The sequence below is a fragment of the Pantoea sp. K16 genome, from assembly GCF_048452805.1.
In the GTDB taxonomy this organism is placed as follows: domain Bacteria; phylum Pseudomonadota; class Gammaproteobacteria; order Enterobacterales; family Enterobacteriaceae; genus Pantoea; species Pantoea agglomerans.
Map to the genome: position 1 here is coordinate 1 of NZ_JBLWNV010000015.1, position 25,409 is coordinate 25,409.

The following is a 25,409-nucleotide window of genomic DNA, read 5'->3' on the forward strand; positions in this document are numbered from 1 at the left end:
AGAGTCAACCTCTTTCTCAGAAGTTTTTCTCCGGCGGCGCAGTCTCCTGTGCCTCCTGACCCGTTTTCCGTTGCCGGTTTGCCGTGTCAGTGGAGGCGCATTATAGGGAACGGCTCAGATAGCGCAAGTGCAAATTGAGACTTTTTTTCTGTTCGTCTGAAATTTGCACAAAAGCGCCGTTTTACCCCTTTTTAATGCGCGCCGGAAGCTCTGCCAGGCTATTAATCACCCAATCTGCTGCTGCTTCACCTTCAGCAGTGACCGGTTTGCCGCTGCGCACCAGTACTTTCTTGCCGACACCGGCAGCCTGCCCTGCCAGCATGTCTTCCAGCTTGTCACCCACCATATAAGAAGCGGCCATATCAATATTCAGTTCTTCCTGCGCCGTCAGCAGCATACCCGGCTGAGGCTTGCGGCAGTCACAGGCCTGACGGAACTCTGCTACTGTTGCTTCAGGATGGTGAGGACAGAAATAGATGCCATCAAGATCAACATCGCGATCGGCCAGCGACCAGTCCATCCATTCTGTCAGCCGCATAAAGGTATCTTCAGTAAACATACCGCGCGCGATGCCAGACTGATTGGTCACGACCACCAGCGCAAAACCCATTGTCTTAAGTTGTTGCAGCGCTTCAATCGTGCCGTCAATAAACTGGAAGTCATCGATCTCATGGACATAGCCATTGTCGACATTAAGGGTGCCATCACGATCAAGAAAAATAGCGGGGACTTTATTCGCCACGTAGAAACTCCTGCTGTAAAAATTGCCGATCAGTATCGCATGATTGCTATAAAAGGGAGAATGTCAGATTGAATCACTTCCATTGATTTAGACGTCTGGATGCCTTAACATCCATCCAGCTTTTATACCGAATAAAAGCGACGAGGCTTCCCACACCACGGACAACGCAACACGATAATAAATAACATAATGATTAAACTAGAAAATATCACCAAGGTGTTTCAGCAAGGCACGCGGTCTGTTCCGGCGTTAACGGATGTCAGCCTGCACGTGCCTGCCGGACAGATTTATGGCGTTATCGGTGCTTCCGGTGCCGGTAAAAGTACGTTGATTCGTTGCGTTAACCTGCTGGAGCGCCCTACTTCGGGCCGCGTACTGGTAGACGGTGCTGATTTAACCGCACTCAACGAACGTCAGTTAACTCAGGCGCGCCGCCAGATCGGCATGATCTTCCAGCACTTTAATCTGATGAACTCCCGTACCGTCGCGGGCAACGTCTCTCTTCCACTGGAACTCGGTAATCTCTCCCGCGCTCAGATCACGGCTCGCGTAACTGAGCTGCTGGAACTGGTGGGATTATCAGACAAGCATGATGCGTGGCCCGCCAATCTGTCGGGCGGACAGAAGCAGCGTGTCGCGATTGCCCGCGCCCTGGCCAGCAATCCCAAGGTTCTGCTGTGTGATGAAGCCACCAGCGCACTGGATCCCGCGACGACCCGCTCTATTCTGGAATTGCTTAAAGACATTAACCGCCGGCTTGGGCTGACGATTCTGCTGATCACCCATGAAATGGATGTAGTGAAACGCATCTGCGATCAGGTTGCGGTCATCAGTCACGGTGAGCTGATTGAGAAAGATAGCGTCAGTGAGGTCTTCTCTCATCCTAAGACACCGCTGGCGCAGCAGTTTATTCAGTCTACGCTGCATCTGGATATTCCGGATGATTACCAGCAGCGCCTTTCTGCCACCGCCGCTGAAGGCACCGTGCCCCTGCTGCGACTGGAATTCACCGGTAAATCGGTTGATGCGCCGCTGCTGTCTGAAGCCGCCCGCCGTTACAACGTGAATAACAACATTATCAGTGCCCAGATGGATTACGCCGGTGGCGTGAAGTTCGGCATTATGCTGGCCGAAATGCACGGCACAGAAAGCGATACCCGCGAGGCGATAGCCTGGCTGAAGGAGAATCATGTGAAAGTAGAGGTGTTAGGTTATGTCTGAAGCGATGATGTGGTTGCTGGGACGGGGCGTGTGGGAAACGCTGATGATGACCTTCGTTTCTGGATTTTTCGGTTTTGTGCTGGGTCTGCCGGTCGGCGTTTTACTCTATGTCACCCGTCCGGGCCAGATTCTGCAGAATCAGGGACTTTATCGCGTGCTCTCCGCGCTGGTGAATATCTTCCGCTCCATTCCTTTCATTATCTTACTGGTCTGGATGATTCCTTTTACTCGCGTAATCGTCGGCACCTCAATCGGACTGCAGGCGGCCATCGTGCCGTTGACCGTTGGCGCGGCGCCGTTTATCGCACGTATGGTTGAAAATGCCTTGCTGGAACTGCCAACCGGACTGATTGAAGCGTCACGTGCCATGGGCGCCACGCCAATGCAGATCATCCGTAAGGTTCTGCTGCCGGAAGCGATGCCTGGCCTGGTGAATGCTGCGACCATCACCCTGATTACCCTGGTTGGTTACTCCGCCATGGGTGGCGCGGTGGGTGCCGGTGGTCTGGGCCAGATCGGTTATCAGTATGGTTATATCGGATATAACGCCACTGTGATGAATACGGTATTGGTGTTGTTAGTGGTTTTGGTGTATCTCATTCAATTCTGTGGCGACCGCATCGTGCATGCGGTGTCCCATAAATAAGCCAGCAATATCACATTATTAAGAAGGAAAGGATATGTCTTTCAGATTCAAGAAAATTGCCGCTGTGGGTGCACTGATTGGCGCGATTGCGCTGGCAGGATGCGATCAAAAAGAGAAAGACCCTAACCACATCAAAGTGGGTGTGATTGTCGGTGCTGAGCAGCAGGTTGCTGAAGCAGCGCAGAAAGTTGCCAAAGAGAAATATGGTCTGGACGTTGAGCTGGTCACCTTCAACGATTACGTACTGCCGAATGAAGCGCTGAGCAAAGGCGATATCGACGTCAACGCCTTCCAGCACAAACCGTATCTGGATCAGCAGATCAAAGATCGTGGCTACAAGCTGGTTTCAGTGGGTAACTCCTTCGTCTACCCAATTGCGGGCTATTCGAAAAAGATTAAGTCACTGGATGAGCTGCAGGATGGCGCTCAGGTTGCTATTCCAAACGACCCGACCAACCTGGGCCGTACGCTGCTGCTGCTGCAGAAAGTGGGTCTGATCAAGCTGAAAGATGGCGTGGGCCTGCTGCCAACCTCACTGGATATCACTGAAAACCCTAAGCATCTGAAAATTGTTGAGCTGGAAGCGCCGCAGCTGCCACGCTCACTGGACGATCAGCAGATCGCGCTGGCGGTTATCAACACCACCTACGCCAGCCAGATTGGCCTGACGCCAGCCAAAGATGGCATTTTCGTCGAAGATAAAGATTCACCGTACGTGAACCTGATTGTGGCGCGCGAAGATAATAAAGATGCGGAAAACGTGAAGAAATTCGTCAAGGCTTACCAGTCTGACGAAGTCTACGATGCCGCTAACAAAGTCTTTAACGGCGGCGCGGTTAAAGGCTGGTAATTCAGCTGTTCATCTCCTTAAGGGCGGCGCTATGCCGTCCTTTCTGTTATTGGGTGCCCTGCCCGACTTGTTATTTATTCTTGTCCTTGTTTCAATAACGCCACTTTTTGAAACCTGAGGATGTTGCCATGCGTTTTTTACCGCTCTGCTTGTTAGCATTGATGCTGACAGGGTGTGTTCATGAGTATCACCCGATAAGCAGCGCACCGTCCCGGCCGCAGCAATCCAGTGAACCCACCCGCAAGCCTGTGTCACGACCGGCACCGGTTAAGCTCTATACTGATGCCGCCGATCTGGTCAGCAAGCCATTCCGCGATCTGGGTGAAGTCTCCGCTGAAGATTGCCAGATGAGTAATCAGAACTCCCCAGCCAACATCGCTACTGCACGTAAACGCCTGCAGATCAAAGCGTCACAGATGAAAGCCAATGCAGTGCTGCTGCATCAGTGTGAAATCGTCACCGGCACGCCAGGCTGCTATCGTCAGGCGGTGTGTCAGGGTTCGGCACTGAAAGTCAGCAATCAATGAGTGAATTCGCCTTTGCGCAAATTGGGGTAATCCGCTCACCATGGAAGGAGAAGTTTGCCGTGCCGCGCCAGCCAGGGCTGGTGCAGGATGGCGGCGGCGAACTGCACCTGCAGCCACCTTACAATCAGCCGGAAGCGGTGCGTGGACTGGAAGCGTTCAGCCACCTCTGGCTGCTGTTTGTCTTCCATCAGACGATGGAGGGCGGCTGGCGTCCCACGGTTCGCCCTCCCCGGCTGGGCGGCAATGCGCGCATGGGTGTATTTGCGACACGTTCAACGTTCCGTCCGAATCCCATTGGCATGTCGCTGGTTGAGCTAAAAGGTATCAGGATTGAAAAACAGCAGGTGATCCTGCAGCTTGGCAGTCTGGATCTGGTCGATGGCACCCCGGTGGTGGATATCAAACCTTATCTGCCCTTTGCCGAAGCATTGCCCCATGCCCAGGCGGGTTTTGCTCAGGCGGCACCTGCGGCTGATATGCCGGTTCGCTTCTCCGAGCTGGCACAACAGCAGCTCCACCAGCAGTCGCGCTACCCCAATCTGGCTCGCTTTATCAGTGAAGTGCTGGCACAGGATCCCCGTCCCGCTTACCGTCAGGGCGAGACACAGACGCGGGAATATGCGGCCTGGCTGATGGATTTTAATGTACGCTGGCGCATTGACGATGCCGGTACTGAAGTGATCGCCATCGACCCGCGTTAAAACCCGCTTTTGAGCCGGTGATCTCACTGGTACACTAGCCGCCAGCAAAATTCTGTCTGTGACTTTCCGATCAACTGGAACCGTAATCAATGCGTACTACTCAATATCTGCTCTCTACTCAGAAAGAGACGCCTTCCGACGCTGAAGTGATCAGCCACCAGCTGATGCTGCGCGCCGGTATGATCCGCAAACTGGCTTCTGGCTTGTACACCTGGTTACCGACCGGGGTTCGCGTGCTGAAAAAAGTCGAAAACATCGTGCGCGAAGAGATGAACAACGCGGGCGCGGTTGAGATTTTAATGCCGGTTGTGCAGCCCGCCGACCTGTGGCAGGAGAGCGGTCGCTGGGAGGAGTATGGCCCGGAACTGTTACGTATTGCAGATCGCCACGAGCGTCCGTTCGTGCTGGGTCCGACGCATGAAGAGGTGGTCACTGACCTGATCCGCAATGAGCTGAGCTCTTATAAGCAACTGCCGCTCAACCTCTATCAGATCCAGACCAAATTCCGTGATGAAGTCCGTCCGCGCTTTGGCGTGATGCGTTCACGTGAATTCATCATGAAAGATGCTTACTCGTTCCACGTTTCGCAGGAGTCGCTGCAGGAAACGTATGACGCGATGTACCGCGCCTATAGCCAGATCTTCAGCCGTATGGGTCTGGATTTCCGCGCCGTGCAGGCCGACACCGGCTCGATTGGCGGCAGCGCCTCCCATGAGTTCCAGGTTCTGGCGCAGAGCGGTGAAGATGATGTGATCTTCTCTACCGATTCTGATTACGCGGCCAACATTGAGCTGGCCGAAGCCGTCGCACCCGCTGGTGAGCGCGCAGCGCCGTCGCAGGAGATGCAACTGGTCGAGACGCCAGACGCAAAAACCATCGCGGAGCTGGTTGAGCAATTCAATGTGCCTGTTGAAAAAACAGTGAAAACGCTGATTGTTAAAGGTGCCGAAGAGAGCGGCCACGCGCTGGTTGCCCTGCTGGTACGCGGCGATCATCAGCTTAATGAGATCAAAGCGGAGAAGTCAGAGATCGTTGCGTCACCGCTGGTGTTCGCGACCGAAGAAGAGATTCGCGCCGCAGTGGGTGCCGGACCGGGTTCAATCGGCCCGGTTGGTCTGCAGATGCCTGTGATTGCTGACCGTACCGTGGCGAAGATGAGCGACTTCAGCGCCGGCGCCAACGTCGATGGTAAGCACTACTTCGGCATTAACTGGGAGCGCGATCTGCCGCTGGCCAGCGTTGCGGATATCCGTAACGTGGTCGAAGGCGATTTAAGCCCGGATGGTAAAGGTACGCTGCAGATTAAGCGCGGCATCGAAGTCGGTCATATTTTCCAGCTCGGCACCAAGTATTCTGACGCGCTGAAAGCGTCTGTTCAGGGCGAAGATGGCCGCAATCAGGTGATGAGCATGGGCTGCTACGGCATCGGCATCACCCGCGTTGTTGCGGCAGCCATTGAGCAGAACCATGACGACCGCGGCATTATCTGGCCAGCCGCACTGGCACCTTTCGAGGTTGCGATTCTGCCAATGAATATGCAGAAATCGTTCCGGGTTAAAGAGCTGGCGGAAGAGCTGTATGCCACCCTGCGTGCCAAAGGCGTTGAGGTTATTCTGGATGACCGTAAAGAGCGTCCGGGCGTGATGTTCGCTGATATGGAACTGATCGGCGTGCCACACACCATCGTCATTGGTGACCGCAATCTCGATAATCAGGAGATTGAGTACAAATCACGTCGTGCCGGTGAGAAGCAGATGATTAAGCAGGATGAAATTGTTGAATTCCTGCTGAAGGCTCTGAATAAGTAAGTTCTTAGCGTTAATCAAAGCGGGCTGAATCTGGCCGCAACAGATGAGCTCAACGCGAAGGGAACCGGGTCAGGAGAGGAAAGCGTCCCGCGCCAGGGACGGTGCGGGCCGAGCGGCCATGGATGGCTTTAGCGACTTTCCGATCTGACCCCGTTCCCTGAGCAGGCTCGAACTCTTCGCCGCTCGCCCCTGACGTTGTAAGTACTCAAACGCCCCGCCTGCGGGGCGTTTTTTATTGTACCTTGCCGCGCATCGATTTAGTTGAACTGCGGCGGGCTTTTCCTTCCAGACGGCGCTCTTTTGAGGCGCGGGTCGGCCGCGTGGCGCGCCGGGCTTTTTCCACGGTACTCAGCTCCTGGATCAGATTAACCAGACGTTGCAGCGCTGCTTCACGATTCATCTCCTGACTGCGATACTCCTGCGCCTTGATCACCACAACGCCATCACCGGTAATCAAATGATGAGTGGCGGTGAGCAGCCGCTCTTTATAAAACGCGGGCAGTGAAGAGGCAGCAATATCGAAGCGCAGATGAATGGCGGTGCTGGCTTTATTGACATGTTGTCCGCCTGCGCCCTGAGCACGAATCGCCGTCAGCTCAATCTCACTCTCCGGAATCTCAACCGAACGGGATAGCATAATCATAAGCTCGCTCCCCACACCTTAACCACGTTGACCTCCGATAACCTGTTCATCAAATTAACCTTTTGTGCTCTGATTTACTCCGCCTCAGACAGCGGAATCTGTCACTTTAGCAGTGATTCGCGCACTGTTCCTGCTTTACGCAGGCTGATTTCCTCTAAATGGCTATGATATAGTCGCCAGTTAACCAGAGTATTTACGCTCTGCCGAGGAGGGCCACGTGCAAAATTATTGTGAGTTAGTTCGCCGGAAGTATGCCGAAATCGGCAGCGGGGATTTAGGTTACATACCGGATGCGATTGGCTGCGCATTGAAGGCACTTAATGATGTTGCCGCAAATACTGAGCTAAACTCTTCTGTCAGGGAACAGGCGGCCTACGCCGCTGCTAACTTATTGGTGAGCGACTATGTTGATAAATGAAGCGTACCAACCTATCAATTGCGATGATTACGATAATCTGGAACTCGCCTGCCAGAACAACTGGATGCTGTCGCTGGAAATGAAAGATGGCGAGCAGCTTAAGGCAAAAGCCAAAGAGATCTTTTCACGTAAGAACGTTGAATATCTGGCTATCGATCTTTCCGGTGAACATCGCGAATTACGTCTCGACCATATCGCAAGCTTCACCCATCCCGAGTTGGGTACGGTGGTTGTCAGCGCAGAGTAACCTACGCATTCAGGGCGGGACCTTTCCGCCCTGTTAAACTTCAGGGCTGCAACGAACTGTAGTACGCCGCTAAATCCGCCATATCGCTGTCACTCAATCCCGCCACAAACGCCTTCATGACTTCAGCCTGACCGCCACTGCGTTCGCCATTTTTATAGGCCTGCAGCGCATGTTCCAGATAAGGTGCGTGCTGCCCGGCCAGGTCAGGATAGAGCGGCACCGCCGCTTTTCCTGCTGCGCCATGACAGGCCATGCAACTGCCCGCTTTCTGTGCGCCGCGCTGCGCATCACCCGCTGCCCATGCCGGTAACACGGTGACCGCTAAACAGGCAATAAGCCACTGTTTCATTATTGTTGTTCTCCTGCGCCGCATGCTCCGTCCCAGACTATCTGCCAGCCCTGCTGATTAGGGGCCGCGCCATCACGGGTGACAAAAAGAGTCGGAACGCAGACCAGCGTCTGGTTATAAAAAATTAACGGCAGCCGTTCACGCTGCCACGGCGGTATCTGTAACTCCTGCCACAGTTTTTTCATTTCCCTTCCGCCACGACGGCCCACCAGATGGACATGACCCTGTGCGTGAAACCGCACGCTGACCTGCTCATCCGGCTCAGGATAGCGCAACAGGCTCTCTGACTGGCTGGCACGCAGCGTGCCAAGGTTCTGCGGTAACGCCAGCGGCTGGCAGAGATCGGGCCATGCCAGCACGGTGTCGCGCAGTGAACTGAACAACGGCAGCCAGTAGAGCTGCTGACGGTAACGACGGAGTTCAGCCTGACCGAATCGCAGCCGGGGCTGCGCATCCTCCCGGCTCGCCATCACTTCGTCGTGGATGCGTTTCAGCGCTTCACGGGACGGCATCGCCCCACCCTGTCCGGCGATCCAGCGCCGCAATAAGGCATTAGCACGCAGCTCACTCATGGCCATTATGGGTGGAAAGTGCAGGCTGCCATCAGGCTGGATCAGCTCTGCCAGTTGCCCGGTGAGCAGTTCATCCAGCAACTGCTCCTGCTCACTGCATAACGCCGCACTGCGGGCCGCTGCCTCGGCAAAATGGGGCCAGCGCTGGTGAAGCTCAGGCAGCAGCCGCTGACGCAGAAAGTTGCGGTCGTAGCGAAGATCCTGATTGCTCTCATCTTCAATCCACGCCAGCTGATGCGCGTCGGCATAGGCTTCAAGCGACTGTCGCGTCTGATTCAGCAGCGGACGCACCAGCTGATGAGAACCCAGCGTGCGTGTCGCGGGCATCGCTGCCAGCCCGGCGGGACCACTGCCGCGCTTCAGCGCCAGCAGGAATGTTTCGCACTGATCGTCGAGGTGCTGCGCTGTGAGTAACACTTCGCCCGGCTGCAGTGCCGCACTCAGCGCCTGATAACGGGCAGTGCGGGCGGCTGCTTCAATGCCGTTTTCCCTGCCATCAACGTTAACGCGGAGCACTTCACAGGGCAGCTGCCACTGCGCGCAAATCGTCTGGCAATGGGTTGCCCAGCGATCGGCATTCGGGCTAAGCCCATGGTGAACATGCAGTGCCCGCAGGCGCAACTGAGGATGCTGCTGCTGCCAGCCGCGAAGCTGATGCAGCAGCACGGTTGAATCCAGTCCACCGCTGAATGCGACCACCAGGGCGGCATCAGGTTGCAAAAGGTTGTCAAAAGCGGGCAAAGACATGGCAGAATCCAGAAAATCGGGCCACTGAATGTCGCCCGCTGAGCGCGCTATTTTACGCCTGATAAAGCTCCAGCGGCAAACCATCCGGATCGGCAAAGAAAGTGCATTGTTTACCGGTCAGGTCATCAATGCGAATCGGTTCGCAGATAACGCCTTTATCGGCCAGCGTCGCGACGGCAGCGGCAACATCCGGCACGGTAAAGGCCAGATGACGCAGGCCACACGCTTCAGGATGACTGACCCGCGCCGGCGGCTCAGGAAAAGAGAACAGCTCAATGGTGTAGCGATCCTGTAGGGCAAGGTCGCCTTTCCAGGATTCCCGCGCTTCGCGGTAATATTCGCCCATCAGACGGAAACCCAGTACGTCACAATAGAATGCTTTGCTGCGCTGATAGTCAGAGGCGATGATGGCGATGTGGTGAATAGCGGTTAACTGCAACATGTTCAATTCCCTGATTCGGGCAGGCTGTCCGCAGACACCCTGCCGCTGATAGTCGTTTAAAGGTTTATGCGAGGTCGTTTTTCAGCACGCGGACGCGATACTCGCCCTCTTCGGTCAGGCTGGCGCCGTGAATATCCGTTTCGAAGCCCGGATAATGCCGTCCAATGCTGCACAGCATCAGCAGAAAATCGAGCACCGCGCGGCTCTTCTCAGTAATCATCTCGCCTGGCATCACCAGTGGAACGCCTGGCGGATAAGGCAGAATCATATTGGCCGACACCCGCCCGACCAGTTCGCTGAGATCCACCGTTTCGATGTTGCCCTTCACCTGCTGCTGAAACGCCTGATGCGGCGTCATCTTCATTTCGGGCAGGACATCAAATGCCTGCAGCATCAGACGCGGCAGATCGTGATGGCGGATCAGCTGATGGATCCCCTGCGCCAGTGTCTGAATGCGCATATTGCGATAGAAGTCAGGATCTTCGGCATAGAGATCCGGCAGCATGTTTTTCACCCGCAGATTAAGATCGTAGGCGCGTTTGAACTCGGTCAGTCCGCGCAGCACGCTCATTGCTTTGGTTTTGTCGATGCCGATGCTGAACAGGAACAGCAGGTTATAGGGACCGGTTTTCTCCACCACGATGCCGCGCTCATCCAGAAACTTCGCCACCAGCGCCGCCGGGATCCCCTCTTCCGCCATCTTCCCCAGTTCGCTCATGCCCGGCGTCAGAATGGTGACTTTGATCGGATCCAGGTACATGTGATCGCGATCGGCCTGAGTAAATCCGTGCCACTCTTCGTCGCCGGGCTGGATCGGCCAGCATTGCGCTTCGTCAACCTCTTCCGGTTGCCAGATATCAAAGAACCAGCTGTCGGACTCTTCGCGCAGGCGCTGGATCTCCCGACGGAAGTGCAGCGCGCGCTCCACCGAGCGATTGATCAGTCGTTTACCGGGATTGCCACGCAGCATGGCAGCAGCAGTTTCAATAGAGGAGACGATGGCGTAATTGGGCGAGGTGGTGGTGTGCATCATGTAGGCTTCGTTAAACGTCTGTTCGTCGTAGTCGCCCTTAATGTGAATCATTGATGCCTGCGAAAACGCCGCCAGCAGTTTGTGGGTCGATTGCGTCTCATACACCACTTTTCCCGGGATGCGGTCGCCACTCATGCCACTTTTACCGGCGTAGATCGGATGGAAATTAGTGTAAGGCACCCAGGCTGAATCGAAATGAATCGACGGTACATCCAGTGTCTCTTTGATGTACTGGGTATTGTAGAGCAGCCCATCATAGGTGGAGTTGGTGATCACCGCATGAACCGGCCACGTGGCACGGTCGGTGGCAGCCACCTTGAGCGAAATACTCTCGCGGGTGAACTCCTGCTTCGGGATACCGCCGAGAATACCCAACGCATTGCGGGTCGGCTTCAGCCAGATGGGGATAAGATCGCTCATCATCAGCAGATGGGTCAGTGACTTGTGGCAGTTGCGATCGATCAGCACGGTGCTGCCCGCCGGTGCGGCATACATGCCGACAATTTTGTTCGACGTTGAGGTCCCGTTGGTCACCATGTAACTCTGCTCGGCGCCAAAAGTGCGTGCAATGTACTCCTCCGCTTCAAGGTGCGGACCGGTGTGATCAAGCAGCGAACCCAGTTCGGTAACGGAAATTGAGATGTCCGATTTCAGGGTATTGGCCCCGAAGAAATCGTAGAACAGGCAGCCCACCGGGCTCTTCTGAAACGCGGTACCCGCCATATGGCCCGGCGTGCAGAAGGTGTACTTGCCCTCTTTCACATAGGTGAACAACGCTTTAGTCAGCGGCGGCGTAATGTGGTCGAGATAGTCATCGGTATATTGCCGGATATGCAGCGCGATATCGTCGGCGGCATTCAGCGCGTACTCAAAAAAGTGCAGCGGCATGCGCATCTCATTGACGCTGATATCCATCTGAGAGTGGGTGTTGATAAAGGCGTACAGCGGCAGGTATTCGTTGAGCTGATTAATCTCACCGCAGAGTTCCGGACTGTTGTGCGCGTCCCAGTCGAAGATGACGCCGCTGATACGCGGATTGTGCTCGATCAGTTTCAGCAGATCGTCACTGTTTTTCGGGTAAAGCAGCCTGAAGCCTTGCAGATTTAACGCCGCGTCGAGTTCGCGTAACGGTTCATCTTTATAAAACACGCCGTGCGCGCCCATGATCGCCAGAATATTCAATGCCCATCTCCCTGATTATTGTGGAACCGGACAAGCATAACCGCTAACCCGCGGAAGGTGTAGCAAGGCGGCTATCGGATGGCGCTGAAAGAGAGGGGAATAGCGTGCAGAGATAAACCGGCGGCATAAAAAAAGCGGACCGGAGTCCGCTTTTATTGATGGGGCTAAATCAGGCGTAGCCGTAGCTCATCAGGCGCTGATAACGACGATCCAGCAGCTCTTCAGTGCTAAATCCATCGAGATCGGCCAGATCGGCCAGCAGCTGCTGCTTCAGTGACTGCGCCATATCAACCGGACGGCGATGCGCGCCACCCAGCGGCTCAGGGATCACCGAGTCAATCAGCTTCAGCTCTTTCAGACGGTGAGCGGTAATGCCCATCGCTTCAGCGGCCAGCGGCGCTTTGTCAGCGCTTTTCCACAGAATAGATGCACAGCCTTCCGGCGAGATCACTGAATAGGTGCTGTACTGCAGCATATTCACTTTGTCGCCCACGCCAATCGCCAGCGCACCACCTGAACCGCCCTCACCGATGACCGTACAGATCACCGGCACTTTCAGGCCAGACATTTCACGCAGGTTGCGGGCAATCGCTTCAGACTGCCCACGCTCTTCCGCGCCCACACCCGGATAGGCACCCGGTGTGTCGATGAAGGTGATGATTGGCATTTTGAAACGCTCAGCCATCTCCATCAGGCGCAGCGCTTTGCGATAGCCTTCCGGTGCTGGCATGCCGAAGTTACGGCGAATTTTCTCTTTGGTCTCACGGCCTTTCTGGTGCCCGATGATCATCACCGGACGTCCATCAAGACGTGCAATCCCGCCCACAATCGCTTTGTCATCGGCATAAGCACGGTCGCCCGCCAGCTCATCGAAATCGTCGAAGGCGTTGCGCACGTAGTCAAAGGTGTAAGGACGCAAAGGATGACGCGCCAGCTGAGCGATTTGCCATGCGCCCAAATCGGCGAAGATTTTACGGGTCAGCTCAACGCTTTTCTCACGCAGACGCTGAACTTCTTCATCCAGATTAACGTGTTTATCATCCTGACGACCAATTGAGGTCAGCGAATCGATCTTCGCTTCCAGTTCTGCAATTGGCTGTTCAAAATCCAGGTAATTAAGACTCATAATGTTCCTGTTCTAGTCAAACTCCAGTTCCACCTGCTCCGATCCAATCAACGAGCGCAGATCGTTAAGTAAACGATCGCTGGGCGAAATTCGCCACGCTGCACCAAAGCGCAGCTTCGCTCGCGCGTCGGCTCTCTGATAGTAGAGATGCACCGGAATAGTCCCTGATCGATGAGGTTCCAGAGACTGACGGAGTCGGTTTAATAGCTGGTCATCAATTTGCCTGTCCGTCAGCGAGATAGCAAGTCCGCGCGCGTATTTTTCGCGAGCTTCGTCGATGTCCATGACTTCACGAGCGGTCATTTTAAGGCCACCACTGAAGTCATCAAAGCTGACCTGTCCGCTGACGATCAGAATTCGGTCTTTCTCCAGCAACTGCTGGTATTTATCTAACGCATCGGTAAATAACATCACCTCAAGACGACCGGAGCGATCGTCCAGAGTACAGATACCAATTCGGTTGCCGCGTTTGGTGACCATTACCCGTGCCGCGATCACCAGACCGGCCGCCACGGTAATTTTACCCCGATCGGTAGGATGCATATCTTTCAGCCGCACCCCGCCAACGTAACGCTCAATTTCTTTCAGGTACTGATTAATCGGGTGGCCGGTAAGGTAAAGCCCCAGCGTTTCCCGTTCGCCATCCAGCTGCACCTGCTCAGGCCACGGCGTGACGCTGGCGTACGATTTCTCAACCTGTTCCGGCTCTTCCGCCAGTACGCCAAACATATCAGCCTGGCCAATCGCTTCCGCTTTCGCGTGCTGATCGGCCGCTTTTAACGCGTCACTGAGTGAACTCATCAGCGCAGCACGATGCGGTCCAAGGCGATCAAAGGCCCCGGACATGATCAATTTTTCCATTACCCGACGGTTGATCTTTTTGGTGTCGGTACGGGCGCAGAGATCAAACAACTCGCGGAAATAACCGCCTTCGTTACGGGCGTCGATGATCGCTTCGATCGGGCCTTCACCGACGCCTTTGATCGCGCCGATACCGTAAACGATCTCGCCCGCGTCATTAACATGGAACTGATAGAGACCGGAGTTGATATCAGGCGGCAGGACTTTCAGTCCCATCCGCCAGCACTCATCGACCAGGCCAACCACTTTCTCGGTGTTATCCATATCGGCGGTCATGACCGCAGCCATAAACTCAGCCGGATAGTGCGCCTTCAGCCACAACGTCTGGTAGGAGACGAGTGCGTAGGCCGCAGAGTGTGACTTGTTAAAGCCATAACCTGCAAATTTTTCTACCAGATCGAAGATCTTCATCGACAGTTCCCCGTCGATGCCCATACTTTCGGCACCGTCGCGGAATACAGAACGCTGTTTGGCCATCTCCTCGGGTTTCTTTTTACCCATGGCGCGACGCAGCATATCCGCACCGCCCAGCGTGTAACCGGAGAGAACCTGGGCGATCTGCATCACCTGTTCCTGATAGAGGATGATGCCGTAGGTCGGTTCCAGCACCGGTTTCAGGCTTTCATGCTGCCACTGAATGTCGGGATAGGAGATCGCTTCACGGCCATGCTTACGGTCAATGAAGTTATCCACCATGCCGGACTGCAGTGGGCCGGGACGGAACAGCGCCACCAGTGCGATCATATCTTCGAAGCAGTCGGGCTTCAGACGCTTAATCAGATCTTTCATGCCGCGCGATTCAAGCTGGAACACCGCGGTGGTTTCCGAGCGCTGCAGCATATCGAAGCTTTTCTTATCATCCAGCGGGATAGAGGCGATATCGATCGGCTCCAGTCCCTGCTTTTCCCGGCGCGGGTTGATCATCTTCAGCGCCCAGTCGATGATGGTCAGCGTACGCAGACCCAGGAAGTCGAACTTCACCAGGCCGGCATATTCCACATCATTTTTATCGAACTGGGTCACCGGGAACTGCCCATGCTCATCGCAATAGAGCGGCGCAAAATCGGTGATCTTCGTTGGCGCAATGACCACGCCGCCCGCATGTTTACCGGCGTTACGCGTGACCCCTTCCAGCTTGCGCGCCATGTCGATCAGCGCTTTAACCTCTTCGTCCGCGTCATACATGGCGGGAAGCTGCGGTTCAGCAATAAAGGCTTTTTCCAGCGTCATGCCGGGATCGGGCGGGATCAGTTTTGAAATGCGGTCAACGAAGCCGTAAGGATGTCCCAGCACGCGGCCCACATCGCGAATGACCGCTTTCGCCGCCATGGTGCCGAAGGTAATAATCTGGGAAACCGCTTCACGTCCGTACATATCTGCAACGTGTTCGATCACCTGATCGCGCTTCTCCATGCAGAAGTCGACGTCGAAATCGGGCATCGAGACGCGTTCCGGGTTCAGGAAGCGTTCGAACAGCAGGTCAAATTCCAGCGGATCGATATCGGTGATTTTCAGCGCATAGGCCACCAGCGAACCGGCACCGGAACCACGCCCCGGCCCGACCGGCACGCCGTTGTCCTTGGACCACTGGATGAACTCCATTACGATCAGGAAGTAGCCGGGGAAACCCATCTGGTTAATAACGTTGAGTTCAATCTCCAGACGTTCATCATATTCCGGGCGTTTCTCAAGGCGTTCGGCTTCGTCCGGGAACAGGAACTCGAGACGCTCTTCCAGACCCTCACGGGATTTCACCACCAGATAATCTTCGGTGGTCATGTCACCGGTCGGGAACTGCGGCAGGAAGTATTCGCCCAGCCGGACCGTGACGTTACAACGCTTAGCAATCTCTACGCTGTTTTCCAGCGCTTCCGGGATGTCCGAGAAGAGCTCGCACATCTCTTCTTCGCTGCGCATATATTGCTGAGGACTGTAGTTGCGCGGACGCTTGGGATCATCCAGCGTATAGCCGTCATGAATGGCAACGCGAATTTCGTGCGCATCGAAATCTTCTGCATTGATAAAGCAGACTTCATTGGTGGCAACCACCGGTATTCCCTCTGCAATCGCCAGTTCAACTGCCGCATGCAGATAGCTCTCTTCGTCCTGACGGCCGGTACGAATCAGCTCCAGGTAGTAGCGATCGGGGAAATGTTGCTGGTAAAACGACAGGCATTGCGAAACCAGGGCATTGTTGCCGCGCAGCAGGCTGCGACCCACATCGCCACGCCGTCCGCCCGACAGCAGGATTAATCCTTCCTGCAATTCAATCAGCCAGTCGCGGTCGATGATCGGTCCGTCCACGCCATACCCACGCTGATAGGCACGGGAGATCAGCAGCGTCAGGTTCTGATATCCGGTATTACTGGACGCCAGCACAGTAAGCTGTGTCAGTTCATCCCCCATCAGCTCACTGGCAACGTTGAAATCGGCACCAATGACCGGCTTTATCCCTGCGCTGTGCGCGCCACCGTAAAATTTCACCAGGCCACAGAGGTTAGTGAAGTCGGTAATCGCGATAGCCGGCATGCCAAGGGCAGCCGCCTTCTTGATTAACGGCCCGGTTTTCGCCAGGCCATCAACCATCGAATAGTCACTGTGGACACGCAGATGTATAAAACGGGGTTCAGCCATATCAGTTTCCGGTTAAAACAGCGTCAGGCTATTAAAGAGTAAGGGTCTGGCGTGCAGCCAGTACTTCAGCATCGAGCAGCGCATTGCGTACGGGCGCAAAACTGCGACGGTGGTGCGGCGTGACGCCATACTGCGTCAGTTTTTCCATATGCAGCGCCGTCGGATAACCTTTGTGCTGCGCAAAACCATACTGCGGGAACAGCAGATCGAGTTCGGTCATCTCCTGGTCACGCGACACTTTGGCGATGATCGATGCTGCACTGATTTCGGCAACCAGACTATCCCCTTTAACTACCGCCTGTGAAGGCATTGGCAATGCCGGGCAACGATTACCATCAATCAGCACATAATCGGGCTGAATGCCAAGGCCAGCTACGGCGCGCTGCATCGCCAGCATAGTGGCATGCAGAATGTTGAGCTGATCGATCTCTTCAGGCTCTGCGCGTCCCAGACTCCATGCCAGCGCTTTCTCTTTGATTTCGTCATACAACGCGAGGCGGCGCTTTTCAGACAGTTTCTTCGAGTCGGCCAGGCCGGTAATCGGGTTTGCCGGATCGAGGATCACCGCGGCAGTAACGACCGCGCCAACCAGCGGACCGCGCCCCACTTCGTCCACACCGGCAATCAGTCTGGCGACAGGATAGATAAAATCAGGCATTCACCAGCTCCAGTACCGCATCCGCTGCCTGCTCATCGGCGTTCCAGCGGATCTGTTGATGTAATTCATGAAACGTCTGCAGGAGTGTTTCTCGCTCAGGCCCGGCATGCAGCAGCGGATCTAACGCTGCGGCCAGGGCTTCAGGCTGACACTCATCCTGCAGTAACTCTTTGACCAGCTCACGCCCTGCCAGCAGGTTTGGCAGCGAGACGTAAGGGGTTTTGACAAGCCGTTTCGCCAGCCAGAAGGTGGCCGGCTTCATGCGATAACCGACGACCATTGGGCATTTTGCCAGCATGCACTCCAGTGCGGCAGTGCCTGACGCCAGGAGTGCGGCATCGCTCGCAATCATCGCCTCACGTCCCTGACCATCAAGCAGATGCATCGGCAGTTCGGGGGCGGTTTCGGCTTTAATCTTCTCAAACTGTTCGCGGCGACGGGCGTTGACCAGCGGCACCACGATTTCCAGCGCCGGATAGTGACGACGCAGCAACTGAGCGGTTTTCAGAAAATCGGCGCTGAGCATTTCCACTTCCGCACCCCGGCTGCCGGGCAGCAAGGCCAGGCAGAGCGCATCATCGGCAATGCCCAGATGACGGCGTGCAGCCAGCTTATCGGGTTGCAGCGGCATGGCATCCGCCATGGTGTGACCGATAAAACGACAGGGAACGTTATAGCGATCGTAAAAAGCTTTTTCAAATGGCAGGAACGCCAGCACCAGGTCGGTGTTACGACCAATCTTAAAGACACGCTTTTGCCGCCATGCCCACACCGAGGGGCTGACATAATGGATAGTGCGAATGCCAGTGCGTTTAAGATTGCCTTCCAGCGTGATATTGAAATCGGGCGCATCAATCCCGACAAAGACATCGGGTCGGAGTTCGGTAAAACGCCGGGTGAGATCGCGACGGATTGTCAGCAGGCGTCGCAGGCGACCGAGCACCTCGACAATGCCCATCACCGCCAGCTCTTCCATCTCATACCAGGCTTCACACCCTTCTGCCTGCATCAGGGGACCCGCCACGCCGACAAAGCGAGCATCCGGATGACGGGCTTTCAGGGCACGGATCAGACCTGCACCAAGAATATCGCCGGAGGTTTCTCCGGCGACCAGGGCAATCGTTAAGGGACGCGCTGACATGGATTAACGAATTAATCCACGGGTTGAACGGGTGAAGAAATCGTAGAAAGGTTGCACTTCGCTGTGCTGCTGTGCGATGGCTTCGATCTCCGGTTTCACTTCCTCCAGCGTTCTGCCGCTGCGATAGAGCAACTTGTAGGCGTTGCGGATAGCGTGCAACGACTCTTTGCTGAAGCCACGACGCTTGAGACCTTCGATATTGATCCCGAACGGCGTAGCGTGGTTGCCCTGCGCAATAACGTAAGGCGGCACATCCTGCGCCACGCCCGAACAGCCGCCAACCATCACGTGAGCACCGATGATGCACCACTGATGTACCGCTGTCATGCCGCCAATAATGGCGAAATCATCGACCGTCACGTGACCACCCAGGGTGGCGTTGTTGGCGAAGATACAGCGGTTGCCAATCACGCAGTCATGCGCGATGTGAGCATTAACCATCAGCAGATTATCGCTGCCCACTGTGGTGACCTGGCCACCCTGCGTGGTGCCGCGATGAATCGTCACGCTTTCACGGATGCGGTTACGATCACCGATCTCAACCCGTGTTGGCTCACCGGCATATTTCAGATCCTGATTCACTTCGCCAATTGAGGCGAACTGATAAATCTGATTATCTTTACCGATGCGCGTGTGGCCGTTCACCACAACATGTGACTTCAGTACCGTTCCTTCACCGATCTCAACATTCGCACCAATAAAGCAAAACGGGCCAATGTGAACGCGGGCGCCAATAATAGCGCCCTCTTCGATGACAGAACTGGGATGGATAGTGGCTGTTGGATCAATCACGAATTATGCCTCCCGGCTGCGGGCACACATCATGGTCGCTTCACAAACGATTTTACCGTCGACAGTCGCCACGCCTTTAAAGCGGGTCAGACCACGGCGGGTTTTCTCGAAAGTGACTTCCATGATCATTTGGTCGCCTGGTACCACAGGGCGCTTGAAACGGGCACTGTCGATACCGGCAAAGTAGTAGAGTTCGCCTGGCTCCAGTTTACCTACGCTTTTAAACGCCAGAATACCGGTAGCCTGCGCCATCGCTTCCAGGATCAGAACGCCAGGAAAAATCGGTTTACCAGGGAAGTGCCCCTGGAAAAACGGTTCATTAACAGAAACGTTCTTCACTGCACGCAGGTATTTGTGCTCTTCAAATTCCAGCACGCGGTCTACCAGCAGAAACGGATAGCGGTGCGGCAGCAGCTCTAAAATCTCTTCAATTTTCAGAGTATGAGTTTCAGTAGTCAAAATACTCTTCCTGTCCTAAAAATCTGATGACATCAATAACACGGCCTGCACAGATCAAAATGATCTTCCGCAGGCCGCAAATAGGTTCTGTGGCGCCGGGCTTCCCTGCTTAACATTTTTATTATGAAAGCCGGTCAGTTTTGGGATGGCGGTTAGTCGTCTTTGCCGACCTTGCGCTCGATGGCTTTTAAGCGTTTGCTTATGTCATCGATGTTCATCACCAGCGCTGCAGTTTTGCGCCAGGTTTTGTTGGGTTGCAGCGGAATGCCTGATGAATAGACACCAGGCTCTGTGATAGGACGCATGACCATACCCATACCGGTCACCGTTACTTTGTCACAGATTTCCATATGGCCGTTAATGACGCTGGCACCGCCAATCATACAGTAACGCCCAATTTTCAAACTACCCGCCATGATCACACCGCCTGCAACCGCAGTATTGTCGCCAATAACTACGTTGTGAGCGATCTGGCACTGGTTGTCTATGATAACACCATTGCCGATCAGAGTGTTATCCAGCGCACCGCGATCGATAGTGGTGCAGGCACCTATTTCTACGCGATCGCCGATTATCACTGCGCCTAACTGCGGGATTTTCACCCAGTTACCACGATCGTTGGCATAGCCGAAACCATCAGAACCGATGACGGTACCTGACTGAATCAGGCAATCCTGACCGATTTCAATTTCGTGATAAACAGAGACGTTGGCCCAGAGACGGGTACCGCTGCCGATACGGGTTTTTTTGCCAACAAAACATCCTGCACCAATGACCACGTTATCGCCCAGCTCAACATCCGCTTCGATCACCGCATTGGCGCCAATGGCGACGTTGCTCCCGAGTCGGGCTGAGGGATCGATCACTGCACTGGGGGCAATATTTTGCGCTGGCTGTGGCGTGGTATCGAGTATTTGTGCCATACGCGCATAGGTCAGGTAGGGATCTTTCACCACCAGCGCTGCGGTATTGCACCACTCCAGATCCGCTTCCGTCAGCACCACGGCTGAGGCCTTAATCAGGGCGAGTTGCTCGCGGTAACGGCTGTTTGCAAGAAAAGTGATTTGGCCAGTTGTGGCGGATTGCATAGAAGCAATGCCGGAGATGACGATATCGCCATCTCCGTGCAATTCTGCATCCAACTGCTGGGCTAAATCAGCCAGTCGAATAGATGACATGAATTATTTAACCTGTTTCAGCACGTCAGCAGTGATGTCTTTTGCGTTTGACGCATAAGCCACCGCGTTAGCGTCGATCACGACGTCGTAACCATCGCTGTCAGCGACTTTCTTCACGGCATCCTGAATACGGCTCAGCAGCTTGTTACGCTCTTCCATCTGACGACGGCGATTATCCTGCTCAAAAGACTGGGCTTTTGTAGAGAAAGCTTCACGCTGAGACATGACATCTTTTTCCATACGGCTGCGTTCGCTCGCCTTCATGGTAGAACCGTCACGCTGCAGACGCTGCATTTTGGTTTGCAGATCGCGCTCCTGGCTCTGCAACTCAGTTGCACGGCCTTTGAACTCGTTTTCCAGCTGTTTAGCAACAGTCGCACGTTGCGGTAACTGTTGGAAAATGCTGGACACGTTTACCACTGCAATTTTGTCGGCAGCCTGAACACCAGCGGAGACCGCTAAAGCAAGACCCAGACCTGCGGCACACAACAACTTTTTCACTATAAACTCCTTACCATCAACGTTTGTGTCAGCGACACAGTGTTTGCCCCGGAACAGCAACAGGTGCTGTCCGGCAGCAATACTTCAGCTATGCATCCATGCTCAGAACATTACCAGGTTTTACCAATGTTAAACTGGAACTGCTCTGACTTGTCTCCATCGACTTTCTTCATCGGCTGGGCGTAAGAGAACACCAGCGGGCCGAGCGGTGACATCCACTGTAGCGCAACACCGCTGGATACACGGATATTGTTTGGATCGCTGTAGTCAGGAATGCCCGCCGCACGCGTTTCTGCGGTATTTTCCCAATGGGTATCCCACGCTGTACCGGCATCGACAAACACCGAGGTACGAACCGAGTTAGCATACTTCTCGCTCAGGAACGGCGTTGGCGTAATCAGCTCAAGGCTGGCAATCGCCATGGCGTTACCGCCCACCGCATCGTCAGACTTACAGACGCCATTTGGATCGGCGATTCGGCAGTTCGACGAGTTGTTATTTAAGTAGGCTGCTTTCGGTCCAATGGTGTTGGACTGGAAGCCACGCACGGTGCTTGAACCACCGGCGTAGAAGTTCTCGTAGAACGGCATTTCTTTGCCGTCGAGACCATCGCCATAACCTACGCGACCACGGCCTAACAGCACCCAGGTACGATCCTGGTTAATCGGCACATACTGCTGAGTATCCAGCGTGGCCTTATAGAAGCTGTTATCCGAGCCCGGAATCGTCACCTTACCGTTCAGGTTGGTACGGTTACCGGACGTCGGGAAGAAGCCGCGGTCCAGGGTGTTATAAGTCCAGCCGTAGTTAAAGGTGAAGTCATCTGCTGAGAAATCACCTTCATCATTGAGCTGCTGCGGCTTGCCGACCGAGTCAAGATAACGCCACATCGCCACCTGAGGCTGCATGTTTGACAGGTCATTGTGGACATAGCCCAGACCGACACGCAGGGTGTTGTTTTCGTTAACCGGGAAGCCAAGCGTGCCATCCAGACCATAACTTTTGTTGGTATAGTCAGAAAGGTCCGCGTTATCTGCTTTAAAGTCGTTGTAGAACAGACGACCACCCAGACTGACACCATCAACGGTGAAGTAAGGGTCAGTCAGCGAGAATTCAGCATAGGTCTGGTAATCGTTCTTGGTCCCGCTGATGCCCACGGTATTACCGGTGCCCAGCCAGTTATCCTGCGTGACGCCGACCTGGAAGCTCACACCACTTTCGGTGCCGTAGCCGACGCCGAAGTTAAAGGTACCGGTGTTACGCTCTTTAACCTTGTAGACCACGTCAACCTGGTCTGGCGAACCTGGCACACGCTGAGTATCCACATCAACGGTTTCAAAGTAACCGGTACGGTTCAGACGCTCTTTACCCTGTTCAACCAGATCGCTGCCCAGCCACGCGCCTTCCATCTGACGCATTTCGCGACGTAACACGGAGTCTTTCGACGTGTCATTGCCTTCGAAACGGACGTTACGGACATAATAACGATTACCCGCATCCACATTAATATGCAGTTTTACGGTTTTGTCGGCGTCGTTGATTTCTGGCTGTGTTGCCACGCGCGGATAAGCATAGCCGTAGCGGCCCAGCAGTTTCTTGATGTCATCTTCCATTTTCGTGACTTTGGCGCCGTTATAAAGCTCGCCCGCCGGAATCTTGGTCAGATGTTCAATTTCTGCTGAATGGCCCGCCATGCTGCCATTGACGATCACGCCTGCGATTTTGTACTGGTCACCTTCGGTGATGTTCACCGTGATGTAGATGCCTTTTTTATCAGGCGTCAGGCTGACCTGCGTTGAATCGATGTTAAAGCGTGCATAGCCACGATCCAGATAGAAGCTGCGCAGGGTTTCAAGGTCACCCGCCAGTTTCTGCTTCTGATATTTACGATCGCCGACCACGTTCCACCATGGCACTTCATCGCGCAGCTGGAAGCGGGAAATCAGCTCATCGGAGCTAAAGGCTTTATTACCGACGATGTTGATCTGCTGAATTTTTGCAGAGACACCTTCAGTAAAGACCAGCTTCAGATCCACACGGTTACGCGGCAGTGGCGTGACCACGGCTTTCACGTTGGCGGTATATTTACCTACGCTGTAGTAGAAATCCTCAAGTCCCTTCTCGATAGAGGAGATGGTGGTACGGTCCAGCGCTTCGCCGACACGGACACCTGAGGCTTCCAGATTTTGTTTGAGCTGATCCTCTTTCACCGCTTTGTTACCGGTGAAGGTAATGCTGGCAATGGTAGGACGTTCTTTGACCTGGACAATCAGCGTTGTACCGTCTCGCAGGACCTGAACATCCTCAAAGTTGCCAGTAGCGAACAGCGAGCGAATGGTATTTCTGACATCATCGTCATTCACCGTATCGCCAACCCGTACTGGCATGCTCAGCAGAGCCGCGCCGACGGCGACTCGCTGCAGCCCTTCGAAATGAATATCCTTCACTACGAAATCGTCTGCACCGTAAACGGTGGCGCTGCTAAACAGCAGCGACGCTATGAGCAACTTTTTCATCGCCATCGTTGTTATGCGTTTTCCTAACACATCCCTCGAATGTTCGCGTTCCAGCGGTTACAAACGTGAGAAATCATTGAAAAGTGCAAGCCCCATTAACAGCACCAGTAAAATTGAACCGATGCGATAACTAAAGTCCTGAACTCGCTCGGACACCGGTCCACCCTTGATCTTTTCGATCGCCAGGAAGAGCAAGTGCCCACCATCTAAAACCGGCAGAGGGAACAGGTTGATGATGCCCAGGTTGACGCTAATCAACGCCAGGAACATCAGGTAGTAAATCAACCCATACTCTGCTGACAACCCTGCACCCTGCGCAATCGAAATTGGCCCGCTCAGGTTGTTCAGCTTCACATCACCGGTTATTAACTTGCCCAGCATGGAGACGGTGAGCTTCATCAGTTGCCAGGTTTTTACACTAGCCTCACCGATAGCCGCAAACGCGCCATACTGTCTTACCGTCTTGTACTCTTCTGGCAGAGGAACAATGCGCGGAATGACACCCGCAAATCCCGCTTTACTGCCAGATTTCGCTTCTGGCGTCATCGTCAGCGCAATAGACTCACCGCCGCGATCCACCTCAAGCGCCATGCTTTTGCCGGGGTTATCCCGGACCTGCGTGACAAAAGTCTGCCACTGCGATAATGGCTGACCATCGACTTTAACGATCCTGTCGCCTGCTTGCAAACCGGCTTCACTGGCTGGCGAGTTCGCCTGCACTTCTGCCAGCGTGGTCTCAATCTGCGGACCGCGTGGCTGAATCCCTAACGCGACGACCGGATCCTGCTTATCAGGCTCAAACTGCCAGTTACGCAAATCCAGCTGTTTCTGCTGGGTCGCGTCCTCGCCAAATCGAGCCACCGTTAAGGTGGTGCTGCTGTCGCCGATTTTACCCACCAGCGCCATACGCACAGCATCCCAGTCAGGCGTTTCGATACCGTCAACAGCCTTAAGTTCCATGCCGGGCGTAATTTGAGCTTCCGCAGCCACCGAACCGTTTAAAATTTCACCGATTACCGGGCGCACGCCGGGCACGCCGTGAATAAACACAACCCAGTAGGCAAAGATGGCAAAGATGAAATTAGCGACAGGACCTGCCGCAATGATGGAGGCGCGTTGCCAGACGGCTTTGTTGTTAAAAGCCTGATGACGAAATTCGGCTGGCACGCTTTCAACACGCTCGTCGAGCATTTTAACGTAGCCGCCAAGGGGAATCAGCGCGATGACAAATTCGGTGCCGTGGCGATCACGGCGCTGCCAGAGCGACTTACCAAAACCAATGGAAAAGCGCTCAACTTTGACGCCACAGCGACGAGCGACCCAGAAATGGCCAAACTCATGAACGGTAATTAATACGCCCAGCGCAACGATAAAGGCGACGAAACTCCAGAGTATGCTCAACATCTTTGCCTGTC

Annotated in this window: 24 protein-coding genes; 8 read left to right on the plus strand and 16 right to left on the minus strand. The window is 54.6% G+C overall.

Annotated features, from left to right (window positions below; genetic code table 11):
- Window positions 1–181 precede the first annotated feature (181 nt).
- Window positions 182–742 carry a D-glycero-beta-D-manno-heptose 1,7-bisphosphate 7-phosphatase gene (gmhB, locus tag ACK13D_RS18370; RefSeq protein ID WP_010671870.1) on the minus strand — a complete coding sequence of 187 codons (561 nt, stop codon included), beginning with the start codon at window positions 740–742 and terminating at the stop codon, window positions 182–184.
- Between the two features lie 189 nt (window positions 743–931).
- Between gmhB and metN the strand changes: the two genes are divergently transcribed.
- The 6 genes from metN (at window position 932) to proS (ending at window position 6,495) form a co-directional block, all read left to right on the plus strand.
- The gene (gene metN / locus ACK13D_RS18375; protein ID WP_010254188.1) at window positions 932–1,963 is read left to right on the plus strand and encodes a methionine ABC transporter ATP-binding protein MetN; all 1,032 of its coding nucleotides are present in this window, start codon (window positions 932–934) and stop codon (window positions 1,961–1,963) included.
- Window positions 1,956–2,609, plus strand: coding sequence for a methionine ABC transporter permease MetI (locus ACK13D_RS18380; protein ID WP_003852613.1), 654 nt, complete (start codon window positions 1,956–1,958; stop codon window positions 2,607–2,609). Before metN ends, ACK13D_RS18380 begins: the two co-directional genes overlap by 8 nt.
- A 34-nt stretch (window positions 2,610–2,643) precedes the next feature.
- The gene (locus tag ACK13D_RS18385; RefSeq protein WP_010254184.1) at window positions 2,644–3,459 is read left to right on the plus strand and encodes a MetQ/NlpA family lipoprotein; all 816 of its coding nucleotides are present in this window, start codon (window positions 2,644–2,646) and stop codon (window positions 3,457–3,459) included.
- A gap of 128 nt (window positions 3,460–3,587) precedes the next feature.
- Window positions 3,588–3,986, plus strand: coding sequence for an Rcs stress response system protein RcsF (gene rcsF, locus ACK13D_RS18390; protein ID WP_010254182.1), 399 nt, complete (start codon window positions 3,588–3,590; stop codon window positions 3,984–3,986).
- Window positions 3,983–4,687, plus strand: a complete 705-nt coding sequence (gene tsaA / locus ACK13D_RS18395; RefSeq protein WP_031591196.1) for a tRNA (N6-threonylcarbamoyladenosine(37)-N6)-methyltransferase TrmO — start codon at window positions 3,983–3,985, stop codon at window positions 4,685–4,687. The genes rcsF and tsaA overlap by 4 nt, the downstream gene beginning before the upstream one ends.
- A gap of 89 nt (window positions 4,688–4,776) precedes the next feature.
- Entirely contained in the window at window positions 4,777–6,495 is a 1,719-nt protein-coding gene (gene proS, locus ACK13D_RS18400; RefSeq protein ID WP_022625458.1) for a proline--tRNA ligase, read from the plus strand.
- 232 nt (window positions 6,496–6,727) lie between these two features.
- Here the strand turns inward: proS and arfB are convergent, their stop codons facing one another.
- Window positions 6,728–7,138, minus strand: coding sequence for an alternative ribosome rescue aminoacyl-tRNA hydrolase ArfB (gene arfB, locus ACK13D_RS18405; RefSeq protein WP_010254175.1), 411 nt, complete (start codon window positions 7,136–7,138; stop codon window positions 6,728–6,730).
- 217 nt (window positions 7,139–7,355) lie between these two features.
- Between arfB and ACK13D_RS18410 the strand changes: the two genes are divergently transcribed.
- Together ACK13D_RS18410 and rof are read left to right on the plus strand one after the other, a co-directional pair.
- The gene (locus ACK13D_RS18410) at window positions 7,356–7,556 is read left to right on the plus strand and encodes a YaeP family protein (RefSeq protein WP_010254172.1); all 201 of its coding nucleotides are present in this window, start codon (window positions 7,356–7,358) and stop codon (window positions 7,554–7,556) included.
- Window positions 7,543–7,803 carry a Rho-binding antiterminator gene (rof, locus tag ACK13D_RS18415; protein WP_010254167.1) on the plus strand — a complete coding sequence of 87 codons (261 nt, stop codon included), beginning with the start codon at window positions 7,543–7,545 and terminating at the stop codon, window positions 7,801–7,803. The genes ACK13D_RS18410 and rof overlap by 14 nt, the downstream gene beginning before the upstream one ends.
- A gap of 40 nt (window positions 7,804–7,843) precedes the next feature.
- On the opposite strand, the gene ACK13D_RS18420 is transcribed toward rof, so the two are convergent.
- The 14 genes from ACK13D_RS18420 to rseP form a co-directional block, all read right to left on the minus strand.
- On the minus strand, window positions 7,844–8,152 hold the full coding sequence (locus tag ACK13D_RS18420; RefSeq protein ID WP_033787335.1) for a c-type cytochrome: 309 nt from the start codon (window positions 8,150–8,152) through the stop codon (window positions 7,844–7,846).
- Window positions 8,152–9,471: a tRNA lysidine(34) synthetase TilS gene (gene tilS, locus ACK13D_RS18425; protein WP_418796978.1), complete on the minus strand. Its 1,320-nt coding sequence runs from the start codon at window positions 9,469–9,471 to the stop codon at window positions 8,152–8,154. Before tilS ends, ACK13D_RS18420 begins: the two co-directional genes overlap by 1 nt.
- Window positions 9,472–9,523: 52 nt before the next feature.
- Entirely contained in the window at window positions 9,524–9,913 is a 390-nt protein-coding gene (locus ACK13D_RS18430) for a VOC family protein (protein ID WP_010254157.1), read from the minus strand.
- Window positions 9,914–9,977: 64 nt separating this feature from the next.
- Window positions 9,978–12,128, minus strand: a complete 2,151-nt coding sequence (locus ACK13D_RS18435; RefSeq protein ID WP_033756642.1) for a lysine decarboxylase LdcC — start codon at window positions 12,126–12,128, stop codon at window positions 9,978–9,980.
- Window positions 12,129–12,297: 169 nt separating this feature from the next.
- The gene (accA, locus tag ACK13D_RS18440) at window positions 12,298–13,254 is read right to left on the minus strand and encodes an acetyl-CoA carboxylase carboxyl transferase subunit alpha (protein WP_010254150.1); all 957 of its coding nucleotides are present in this window, start codon (window positions 13,252–13,254) and stop codon (window positions 12,298–12,300) included.
- Between the two features lie 12 nt (window positions 13,255–13,266).
- On the minus strand, window positions 13,267–16,749 hold the full coding sequence (dnaE, locus tag ACK13D_RS18445; protein WP_010671865.1) for a DNA polymerase III subunit alpha: 3,483 nt from the start codon (window positions 16,747–16,749) through the stop codon (window positions 13,267–13,269).
- A gap of 31 nt (window positions 16,750–16,780) precedes the next feature.
- A complete protein-coding gene (gene rnhB / locus ACK13D_RS18450) occupies window positions 16,781–17,407 on the minus strand; it encodes a ribonuclease HII (RefSeq protein ID WP_022625455.1) in 627 nt (208 codons plus the stop codon).
- Window positions 17,400–18,548, minus strand: coding sequence for a lipid-A-disaccharide synthase (gene lpxB / locus ACK13D_RS18455; protein ID WP_010254138.1), 1,149 nt, complete (start codon window positions 18,546–18,548; stop codon window positions 17,400–17,402). The genes rnhB and lpxB overlap by 8 nt, the downstream gene beginning before the upstream one ends.
- 3 nt (window positions 18,549–18,551) lie before the next feature.
- The gene (lpxA, locus tag ACK13D_RS18460; RefSeq protein WP_010254134.1) at window positions 18,552–19,340 is read right to left on the minus strand and encodes an acyl-ACP--UDP-N-acetylglucosamine O-acyltransferase; all 789 of its coding nucleotides are present in this window, start codon (window positions 19,338–19,340) and stop codon (window positions 18,552–18,554) included.
- A 3-nt stretch (window positions 19,341–19,343) separates the two neighbouring features.
- Window positions 19,344–19,799, minus strand: a complete 456-nt coding sequence (fabZ, locus tag ACK13D_RS18465; protein ID WP_003852639.1) for a 3-hydroxyacyl-ACP dehydratase FabZ — start codon at window positions 19,797–19,799, stop codon at window positions 19,344–19,346.
- 152 nt (window positions 19,800–19,951) lie between these two features.
- Entirely contained in the window at window positions 19,952–20,977 is a 1,026-nt protein-coding gene (lpxD, locus tag ACK13D_RS18470; RefSeq protein WP_346551276.1) for a UDP-3-O-(3-hydroxymyristoyl)glucosamine N-acyltransferase, read from the minus strand.
- Between the two features lie 3 nt (window positions 20,978–20,980).
- On the minus strand, window positions 20,981–21,478 hold the full coding sequence (gene skp, locus ACK13D_RS18475; RefSeq protein WP_010254125.1) for a molecular chaperone Skp: 498 nt from the start codon (window positions 21,476–21,478) through the stop codon (window positions 20,981–20,983).
- A gap of 110 nt (window positions 21,479–21,588) precedes the next feature.
- The gene (gene bamA, locus ACK13D_RS18480; protein WP_010254119.1) at window positions 21,589–24,000 is read right to left on the minus strand and encodes an outer membrane protein assembly factor BamA; all 2,412 of its coding nucleotides are present in this window, start codon (window positions 23,998–24,000) and stop codon (window positions 21,589–21,591) included.
- 51 nt (window positions 24,001–24,051) lie between these two features.
- On the minus strand, window positions 24,052–25,398 hold the full coding sequence (gene rseP, locus ACK13D_RS18485; RefSeq protein WP_010671861.1) for a sigma E protease regulator RseP: 1,347 nt from the start codon (window positions 25,396–25,398) through the stop codon (window positions 24,052–24,054).
- Between the last annotated feature and the right edge of the window lie 11 nt (window positions 25,399–25,409).

Excerpts from the sequence above, each read along its gene's own strand:
- metN (WP_010254188.1), top strand. The coding sequence starts at position 932 with ATGATTAAACTAGAAAATATCACCAAGGTGTTTCAGCAAGGCACGCGG.
- ACK13D_RS18380 (WP_003852613.1), top strand. The coding sequence starts at position 1,956 with ATGTCTGAAGCGATGATGTGGTTGCTGGGACGGGGCGTGTGGGAAACG.
- ACK13D_RS18385 (WP_010254184.1), top strand. The coding sequence starts at position 2,644 with ATGTCTTTCAGATTCAAGAAAATTGCCGCTGTGGGTGCACTGATTGGC.
- rcsF (WP_010254182.1), top strand. The coding sequence starts at position 3,588 with ATGCGTTTTTTACCGCTCTGCTTGTTAGCATTGATGCTGACAGGGTGT.
- tsaA (WP_031591196.1), top strand. The coding sequence starts at position 3,983 with ATGAGTGAATTCGCCTTTGCGCAAATTGGGGTAATCCGCTCACCATGG.
- proS (WP_022625458.1), top strand. The coding sequence starts at position 4,777 with ATGCGTACTACTCAATATCTGCTCTCTACTCAGAAAGAGACGCCTTCC.
- arfB (WP_010254175.1), bottom strand. The coding sequence starts at position 7,138 with ATGATTATGCTATCCCGTTCGGTTGAGATTCCGGAGAGTGAGATTGAG.
- rof (WP_010254167.1), top strand. The coding sequence starts at position 7,543 with ATGTTGATAAATGAAGCGTACCAACCTATCAATTGCGATGATTACGAT.
- ACK13D_RS18420 (WP_033787335.1), bottom strand. The coding sequence starts at position 8,152 with ATGAAACAGTGGCTTATTGCCTGTTTAGCGGTCACCGTGTTACCGGCA.
- tilS (WP_418796978.1), bottom strand. The coding sequence starts at position 9,471 with ATGTCTTTGCCCGCTTTTGACAACCTTTTGCAACCTGATGCCGCCCTG.
- ACK13D_RS18430 (WP_010254157.1), bottom strand. The coding sequence starts at position 9,913 with ATGTTGCAGTTAACCGCTATTCACCACATCGCCATCATCGCCTCTGAC.
- accA (WP_010254150.1), bottom strand. The coding sequence starts at position 13,254 with ATGAGTCTTAATTACCTGGATTTTGAACAGCCAATTGCAGAACTGGAA.
- dnaE (WP_010671865.1), bottom strand. The coding sequence starts at position 16,749 with ATGGCTGAACCCCGTTTTATACATCTGCGTGTCCACAGTGACTATTCG.
- rnhB (WP_022625455.1), bottom strand. The coding sequence starts at position 17,407 with ATGCCTGATTTTATCTATCCTGTCGCCAGACTGATTGCCGGTGTGGAC.
- lpxB (WP_010254138.1), bottom strand. The coding sequence starts at position 18,548 with ATGTCAGCGCGTCCCTTAACGATTGCCCTGGTCGCCGGAGAAACCTCC.
- lpxD (WP_346551276.1), bottom strand. The coding sequence starts at position 20,977 with ATGTCATCTATTCGACTGGCTGATTTAGCCCAGCAGTTGGATGCAGAA.
- bamA (WP_010254119.1), bottom strand. The coding sequence starts at position 24,000 with ATGGCGATGAAAAAGTTGCTCATAGCGTCGCTGCTGTTTAGCAGCGCC.
- rseP (WP_010671861.1), bottom strand. The coding sequence starts at position 25,398 with ATGTTGAGCATACTCTGGAGTTTCGTCGCCTTTATCGTTGCGCTGGGC.